Genomic DNA, 8,819 nt, shown 5'->3' on the forward strand with positions numbered 1-8,819 from the left:
AGCCCGTTAGACGCACCGTCCTGGGTCACCGCCGAACCACGCACCACCGCCAGCACCCGGTGCCCGTTGCGCCGCGCGTCCGACAGACGCTCCAGGACCAGCACACCCACACCCTCGGACCAGCCCACCCCGTCCGCCGTCGCCGAGAACGCCTTGCAACGGCCGTCCGGGGAGAGTCCGCGCTGCCGGTTGAAGTCGATGAAGGTGTCCGGCGTGGACATCACCGTCACACCGCCCGCCAGAGCGAGCGCGCACTCTCCGCGCCGTAGCGCGTGGATCGCCCAGTGCAGTGCCACCAGCGAGGACGAGCAGGCGGTGTCGACGGTCACCGCGGGGCCTTCCAACCCGAGCGCGTAGGCGACCCGGCCGGACACGACGCTCGCCAGACTGCCGTTGCCCAGGTAGCCGGCGATGTCCTCGGGCACGTCGTGCAGCCGGGTGCCCCAGTCGTGGTACATGACGCCGGCGAAGACACCCGTCGGGCTGCCGTGTACCGACACCGGGTCGATCCCGGCCCGCTCCAGCGCCTCCCAGGAGCCCTCCAGCAGCAGGCGCTGCTGCGGGTCCATGGCCAGCGCCTCGCGGGGGCTGATACCGAAGAACGCCGGGTCGAACTCGGCGGCGTCGTGCAGGAATCCGCCCTCGCGGGTGGAGGAGCGTCCGGGTGTGCCAGGCTCGGGGTCGTAGAGGTTCGCCACGTCCCAGCCGCGGTTCTCGGGGAAGGGCGACACGCCGTCCGTGCCCCCGGCGACCAGGTCCCACAGCCGTTCCGGAGAGGTCGCCCCGCCCGGGTAGCGGCAGCTCATGCCGACGATGGCGATCGGTTCTTCGTCGGCAGAGGCTGCCGCGGTCGCGGTTGCGGTCGCGGTGGTCGGAACCGCCGAAGCCGCGGTGCTTCCGCCGTCGGTGTCCAGCGACGCCCGGAGGATGTGCGCGGCGAGGGCGCGCGGTGTGGGGTGGTCGAAAATCAGGGTGGACGGCAGGCGTAGGCCGGTGGCGCTGTTGAGGAGGTTGCGCAGTTCGACGGCGGCCAGCGAGTCGAAGCCCGTCTCGTTGAACGCGCGGGCAGGTTCGACTGCTGTCGCGTCGTCATGGCCGAGTACGGCGGCCACCCGGTCGCGCACCAGGTCCAGCACCCGGCCCTCCCGCTGGGGCTCGGGATGCCCGAGCAGGGTGTGCGCGAACGGCAGCTCCTGTTCCGTGCCGGGCCGCACGCCAAGGGGGGGCCGGGAAGCCGGGGTGTGCCGTGCGGGCCGCACGACGGCGCGCAGCAGCGGCGGGATGCCGTCCGGGCGGCCCCGGACGGCAGCCGCGTCGATCCGCACGGTCAGGGCGACAGTGGTGTCGGGTGCCGTCGAGGCCTTGTCGAACAGGGCCAGACTCTCGGCGGGGGTGAGCGGTGCCAGACCCTGGCGTTCGATGCGCCGCAGACCGGCGGAACCGAGGCCGCTGCCCATGCCCTCGCCACCGGCCCACAGGCTCCACACGTGGGACTGGGCGGGCAGGCCCTGAACTCGGCGATGGTGGGCGAGGGCGTCCAGGAAGGCGTTGGCGGCCGCGTAGTTCCCCTGTCCGGGGGCGTCGAGCAGGCCGGAGGTCGAGGAGACGAGGATGAACGCGGTCAGCGGCAGCCCGCGGGTCAGCTCGTGCAGATGCCATGCCGCGTCGGCCTTCGGGCGCAGCACACTGTCGATCCGCTCGGTGGTGAGACCGGCGAGCAGCGTGTCGTCGAGCACCCCGGCCGCGTGCACCAGGCCGGTGAGCGGGTGGGCGGGGTCGATGCCGGCCAGGAGGTCGGCGAGGGCGGCCCGGTCGGCTACATCGCAGGCCGCTGTGCGGACCCGGGCGCCGAGCGCGCCCAGTTCGGCCGCCAGTTCGGCCGCTCCGTCCGCGGCTTCGCCCCGTCGCCCGGCCAGCAGCAGATGGCGTACCCCGTGCCGGGTCACCAGATGTCGGGCGATCTCCCGGCCCACGCCTCCCGTCCCGCCGGTGATCAGCACCGTGCCGACCGTGCTCCACGGCTCCACATCAGGTGCGTCGTGCTCCGCCGGGGCGGGGACGCGTACGGCCCGCGGGACCCATAGCGCGTCGTGGCGCAGCGCGATCTCGGGCTCGGGCGCAGCCAGCGCCGCCGCCGCGAGGTGCCCCGCCGAAGTGGGGTGGACCGCGTCGTCGTCGATGAGCACCACCCGGCCCGGATACTCGGCCAGGGCCGAACGCACGAGGCCGCGTACGGCGGCCCCCGCCAGGTCGGTGACCTCCTCGTCGGCGCCCACGGCGGCAGCGCCCCGGGTCACGAAGGCCAGCCGTGTCGTCGGGGGTGGGCTGTCACCGCCGCTGCCGTGCTCCTCGACCAGCCAGGTCCGCAGGAGTTCGAGTGCCCAGGTGGTGGCTGCCCGCACCCGGTCCGGCACGGTGCAGTCCGACCCGGCCTCCGCCGAGGGAAGTTCGGCGAGGACCACCCCGGGCAGTCTGGCCGGGGCGTCGAGCAGAGCGGCGAGCGTGGTCGCTCCGCTGACCCGGGCCCATGCGCCCGGTGCCGACGAAACGGGCACGGCCGGGCCGCGCTGCCAGGTGAGGCCGTACACGGGCCGGGGGTCCGCCCCGGAGGTGTTCAGGCGTCCGGCCGGGACCGGGCGGGACACCAAGGAGGCGACCGTCGCCACGGGGGCGCCGGCAGTGTCGGTGATCTCCAGCGCGAGGCCATCGGACCCGGCACCGTCCGCGGCGGTGATGCGCACCCGCACGTGCGCGGCACCGTTCGCGTGCAGCCGCACTCCGGACCAGGCGAACGGGATGGCGGCCGGCGCGTCCTGCGGGAGCGTGTCGGAGGTGAGGAAGTCGGCGCCGTGCAGGGCGGCGTCCAGCAGAGCCGGGTGGAGACCGTAGGCACCGGCATCGACGGCGGTCGCGTCGTCCAGCGCGACTTCGGCGTACACACCGTCCGTGTGCCGCCAGACCGCCCGCACGCCCTGGAACGGCAGCCCGTAGCCGTACCCCAGGGCGGCGAGGTCGCGGTACAGGGCGGAGACGTCCACGGGTGTCGCGCCACGCGGAGGCCACACACCGCCGCCGTGGGCCGCCAGCGGCGCGGCGACCGGCAGCTCGATGGGGGAGAGGACCCCGGAGGCGTGCCGGGTCCACGCCTCCTCCTCCCGGCCGTCCCCGCCGTCCACGTCGTCGCCCCGGTCCTCGGCGCGGGAATGGACGGCGAGGGCGCGGCGGCCGGAGGCGTCGGGGCCGCCCACCGTCACCTGGAGGGCGACGCCGCCCCGCTCGGGCAGGACGAGCGGGTACTCGATGGTGAGGTCGTCGATCCACGGACAGTCCGTCAGTTCACCAGCGTGTGCGGCCAGTTCCACGAACGCGGTACCGGGCAGCAGGTTGGTGTCCAGGATGACGTGGTCGGCCAGCCAGGGATGCGTCCGGGGGGACAGCCGCCCGGTGAGCACCAGGCCGTCCGAACCGGGCAGCGCCACCATGGCAGCCAGCAGCGGGTGTACGGCCGGTGCCTGACCGAATCCGGTGGCGTCCCCGGAGACGGCGGGGGCATGCAGCCAGTAGTGCCGGTGCTGGAAGGGATAGGTCGGCAGGTCCACCTGGCGAGGTGCCCGGCCGCCGGGGGTCGGTTCGAGCACCGCACTCCACCGCACGGTACGGCCACGCACGTGCAACTGGGCGAGGCAGGCCAGCAGACCGGGCTCCTCGGGCCGTTCGCGGCGCAGCGGCGCGACCGACAGCACGTCCTCGCCGCTCACGCACTCCTGGACCATAGCGGCCAGGGTGCGGTCCGGACCGACCTCCAGGAAGACGGTGGCCCCTGCGCGCTCCAGCGCGGTCGCGCTGTCGTGGAAGCGCACCGCCTCACGCGCGTGGCGCACCCAGTACTCGGGGTCGCACAGGTCGTCGGCGTCCGCCTCGGCGCCCGTCACGGTGGATACCAGCGGAATCGTGGGCGGGTGGTAGTCCAGGACCTGGGCCACCCGCCGGAACTCGGCCAGCATCGGCTCCATGAGAGGCGAGTGGAAGGCGTGCGACACCCGCAGTGCGACGGTCCGCTCGAACTGCCCGGCGATCTCGGCCACTGAGTCGGCCGCACCGGAAATCACCACCGTGGACGGGCCGTTCACGGCGGCCACACCGACATCCGTACGCTCACCGAGCGCGGCACGCACCTGTGGCTCGGTGGCACGCACGGCCACCATGGCCCCGCCCTCGGGCAGCGCCTGCATCAGTCTGCCCCGTGCCGCCACCAGCATCGCCGCGTCCTCCAGGGAGAGCACGCCCGCCACATGGGCGGCGGCAAGCTCACCGACCGAGTGACCCGCCACGACGTCCGGCGCCAGACCCCCGTGCTCCAGCAGCCGGTACAGCGCCACTTCGAACGCGAACAGCGCGGGCTGTGTGTACTCGGTCCGGTCCAGCGGATTCCCGTCACCGTCCGTCGGCGCAGTGCCCCACATCACGTCCAGCAGCGGCCGGTCGAGCTGGAGGTCCAGATGCCCCACGACCTCGTCCATGGCCCGCGCGAAGGCCGGTTGGCGCTCGTAGAGTTCACGTCCCATGCCGACCCACTGGCTGCCCTGCCCGGAGAACAGGAACGCGGTCCGCCCCTCGGTGGGCTCCCCGGTGACGAGGGCGGGATCCTGCTCACCGGCCGACAACGCGGCGAGGGCGCGCAGGGCGTCCTCCCTGCCGTGCACCAGGAGGACCGCCCTGTGTTCGAGCGCGGCGCGGGCGGTGGCGAGGGTGTATCCGATGTCCGCGAGGTCGTTGGTGTCGGTGTCGGCGCGGCGGGCGGGGTTGGTGAGGTGGGCACGCAGCCGCTCCGCCTGGGCACGGAGCGCGGCCCGGCTACGGGCCGACACGACGAGCGGCACGGGCGGTTCCGGTGCCGACCGGGAAGAGGCGGGCATGGCGGCGGGACGCTCGGCCGGGTCCTGCTGAACCGGTTCGGCCGGCATCTCCTCCGATTCCTCCGCCTCCTCCAGGATCAGGTGGGCGTTCGTACCGCTGATGCCGAACGAGGACACACCGGCCCGGCGCGGGCGTCCCTCCACCGTCCACGGGCGGGCTTCGGTCAGCAGCTCCACGGCACCCGTGGACCAGTCCACGTGCGGTGTGGGCCGGTCCACATGGAGTGTCCGGGGCAGGATGCCGTGCCTCATGGCCATGACCATCTTGATCACGCCAGCGACACCGGCCGCCGCCTGGGTGTGCCCGATGTTGGACTTGAGGGAGCCGAGCCAGAGCGGCCTGTCGGCGGGGCGTGTCTGCCCGTACGTCGCCAGCAGCGCCTGGGCCTCGATCGGATCGCCGAGCGTCGTTCCCGTACCGTGCGCCTCCACCGCGTCCACGTCTTCCGGATGCAGACCGGCGGCCGTCAGGGCCTGCCGTATGACCCGCTGCTGGGAGGGGCCGTTGGGCGCGGTAAGCCCGTTGGAGGCCCCGTCCTGGTTCACGGCCGAGCCGCGGATGACGGCGAGTACGCGGTGTCCGCCGCGGCGGGCGTCGGACAGCCGCATGAGGACCAGGACGCCGGCCCCCTCACCCCAGCCGGTGCCGTCGGCCGCCGCCGCGAACGGCTTGCACACTCCGTCCGGGGCCAGGCCGCGCTGACGGCTGAAGGAGGTGAAGACGCCGGGACTGCCGATGACGGCCACACCGCCTGCCAGGGCGAGCGTGCACTCACGCTGTCGCAGCGACTGGCACGCGAGGTGCAACGCCACAAGCGAGCCCGAACAGGCTGTGTCCACGGTGAGAGTCGGCCCCTCAAGGCCGAGCGTGTAGGCGGCACGACCGGAGACCACGCTGGGTGCCACGCCGGTGAGCAGGTAGCCGTCAAGGCCGTCGGGTGCCTCGTGCAGCCGGAACCCGTACTCCTGCGGCTCCGCGCCGATGAAGACGCCGGACCGGCTGCCGCGCAGGGAGTGCGGATCGAGGCCCGCGTGCTCCAGAGCCTCCCAGCACAGCTCCAGCACCACCCGTTGCTGCGGGTCCATGGCGGAGGCCTCGCGCGGTCCGATCCCGAAGAACTCGGCGTCGAAGCCCCCCGCGTCCTCCAGGAAGGCGGCCTCGCGAACGTAACTCTTGCCTGGTGTCGCCGGGTCGGGGTCGTAGAGGCCGTCCACATCCCAGCCGCGATCGGTGGGGAGGGGAGATAGAGTGCCGCGCTCCTCGGCCACCAGGCGCCACAGCGCGTCCGACGAGGTCGCGCCGCCGGGATAGCGGCAGCCGACGCCGACGATGGCGATCGGCTCGTGCGGATCGAGGTCCACCGGGCCCGTCCGCTGAGCCTCGGCCACCCTCCCGGCGAATGGCTCGCCCATCAACCGCCCGGACAGGAAACGGGCCAGCGCGACGGGCGTCGGTTGGTCGAAGACCATGGTGACGGGCAGATCCACCCCGGTGGCGGCCACCAGCGCCGCGTGCAGTTCGACGGCGGCCAGTGAGTCGAACCCCTGCTTCTGGAAGGGCAGTCCGGCTTCGACGGTACCGCCGTCACCGAGGCCGAGACCGGCCACGACGGCAGCCGTGCGAGCGCGCACCAGATCCAGTACCAGAGCCTCACGGGCCGAGACCGGCAGACTCCGCAACCGCCGGATCAGCGCCTCCCCGTCGCCCGGCCTCTCGTCGTCCGCCACCTCGTCAGGAATGAGATCCCTGGACTCGCTCATCCGCGCACTCCACTGTTCCGGGACATGAGGAATTACCGCACCGCACCGCGGCACACATCTGTGAGGAAGAGGCCACCAACGACGCGCCGCCTCGGGCGCCAGGCTAGATTCGACGAAGGTGGCGAAACACCCCTATTCACCCCTAGGGGCGCCGGAGCGAACAGGAAGAAAACCAGCCTTCGCACAGCACAGAGCCCGGAGTCGGGGGGCGAAATCGGAATTCACCAGCGGACTGAATTCCGGATGAAAGAAAGCGGCGCCGGGTACGGGAAACAACCACCGCGACGACCCTCTCGGTGAACGCGAACGCGAACGCGAACGCGAACGCGAACGCGAACGGCGATCAGGCGCGAGAGCGCACCGCCGAGGCGAGCCGCTCGATCGTCTCGGCGGGGCGCGCTGTGAGATAGAAGTGGCCGCCCCGGAAGACGTGGACGGCGAAGTCGCCGGTGGTGTGCCCTTGCCAGGCATGGGCCTCTTCGAGGGTGACCTGTTCGTCGGTGTCACCGACGAAGACCTCGACCGGGCAGTCGAGGACGGCGTCGGGGTCACCGACGTAACGCTCGATGGCACGGTAGTCGGCCCGCATGGCGGGAAGGATGGCGTGCAGCATGTCCTCGTCGTCCAGCAGCCGGGCGTCAGTGCCGTTGAGCTTGCGGATCTCGGCCACCAGCCCGGTGTCGTCGCGCAGATGGACGCCTTCCGTACGGTGCTGGGAAGGCGCCCGGCGCCCGGAAGCGATCAGCACGCTGGGCGCGAGCCCTTCCCGCCGCATGCGCACCGCCACCTCGAAGGCGACAGTGGCGCCCATGCTGTGCCCGAAGAAGGCCGGCCGGGGCTCACGGGCGAGTCGGGGGCGCAGCGCGTCGAAGACCCGGTCGGCCAGGGTGGCGATGTCGGTGATGGGGTCCTCGGCGCGCCGATCCTGGCGCCCGGGGTATTGGATGGCCAGCACCTCGATGTCGGGCTGCAGGGCACCGGACACGGGGTGGAAGAAGGTCGCGGACCCGCCTGCGTGCGGAAAACACACGACGCGTGCCTTGGGTGCCGCGGCAGGATGAAAGAGCCGAACCCATTCCCTGCTGTCGGTGGTGGCTCCCGCCATCGCTGATTCCTCCCTGGCCGCACGGTCACGGCCCATGCTGCTCACCAGCTCACACCCGGCCAACCCCTAGGCCCCCCTACAGTGGACCGGCACCAGCACCGAAGCGCGTGCCACTACGGGAAGCCTCCATACGCAGACCGCGCCCGCCGTGCTCCTGACCTGACTGACCCGTCCGGCGGGACGTGGACAACCCCGCGCCCTGCCGTACGGCCTCGCGCCCGGGTGCTCGCCGCGACGAATTCCACAACGCGGCCTCACTCCATTGTGGGTGTCAACTCAGCTACGCAAAGGGCATTCTGAAATTACGCCGACGAGATCTGGCAGAGCGGCGTGCGCCCTCCGCGAATGCGGTGGCGATGCCGGGTGACGTAAGGGAACGTGCCGCGCGAGGGACGATGTCCGCCGCTCAGTCCCGCGCGGAAGGATCCGAGACGAGCACGGTGCGGCACGCCGTCCAGGCTGGTTGGCTCAGCAGGGGGCGGAAGCGGGTGAACAGGGCGAGCAGTTCAGCTCCCCACTTCTCGCGGAAGGCGGGGTCGATGCGGGCGAGGTCGAGTTCGTTGGCGGCCGACAACTCCGCGAAGTCGCGGCGCGTCTGCGGCTCCATGATGCCGGCCTGGCCGGTGAAGCGGTCACGGAAGGAGGCGTTGGCGTCCGTGAGTGTCGGATAGGTGGCCTCCCGGTCGCACGAGGCGTAGAGGTACACGATGCCTTCGGCCTCGGCGCCGATCACCGCCGACAGTTCCGGGCGGTGGTCGGGTGACCGCAGTGCGGTGGGAAAGCCGTCGGTGCCGTAGAACGCATGGCACAAGCCCGCGAGCTGGAGGGCGGGACGGGCGTCCCATGCGGCGAGTTGCTCCTGCACGCGCTGGAGGTGCGCGAGGAGAGTGCCGCCTGGATGGGCGATCTCCGCGGCGCCGAGGTCGCGCAGAAGCGCGACGGCCTGACGGGAAGTGGCAGGGGAATCAGGCACGGGACGGGATCCTTCCATCGCTCGGGTCGGCACCGTCCGTGCCTTGGCCCGCGGCCGGACCGCG

The 8,819-nt window shown here is 72.4% G+C and carries 3 protein-coding genes; all 3 read right to left on the reverse strand.

All coding sequences use genetic code 11. The features are described 5' to 3' along the window. A partial coding sequence (locus ACFWI9_RS31090) for an SDR family NAD(P)-dependent oxidoreductase (RefSeq protein ID WP_387167667.1) occupies positions 1 to 6,677 on the reverse strand: 6,677 nt, incomplete at its 3' end. Between the two features lie 343 nt (positions 6,678 to 7,020). Next, a complete protein-coding gene (locus ACFWI9_RS31095) occupies positions 7,021 to 7,818 on the reverse strand; it encodes a thioesterase II family protein (protein ID WP_387167670.1) in 798 nt (265 codons plus the stop codon). A gap of 370 nt (positions 7,819 to 8,188) precedes the next feature. Beyond that, positions 8,189 to 8,773, reverse strand: coding sequence for a DUF6817 domain-containing protein (locus tag ACFWI9_RS31100; protein WP_387167674.1), 585 nt, complete (start codon positions 8,771 to 8,773; stop codon positions 8,189 to 8,191). Between the last annotated feature and the right edge of the window lie 46 nt (positions 8,774 to 8,819).

It is taken from the genome of Streptomyces sp. NPDC127084 (genome assembly GCF_042724175.1).
In the GTDB taxonomy this organism is placed as follows: Bacteria; Actinomycetota; Actinomycetes; order Streptomycetales; family Streptomycetaceae; genus Streptomyces.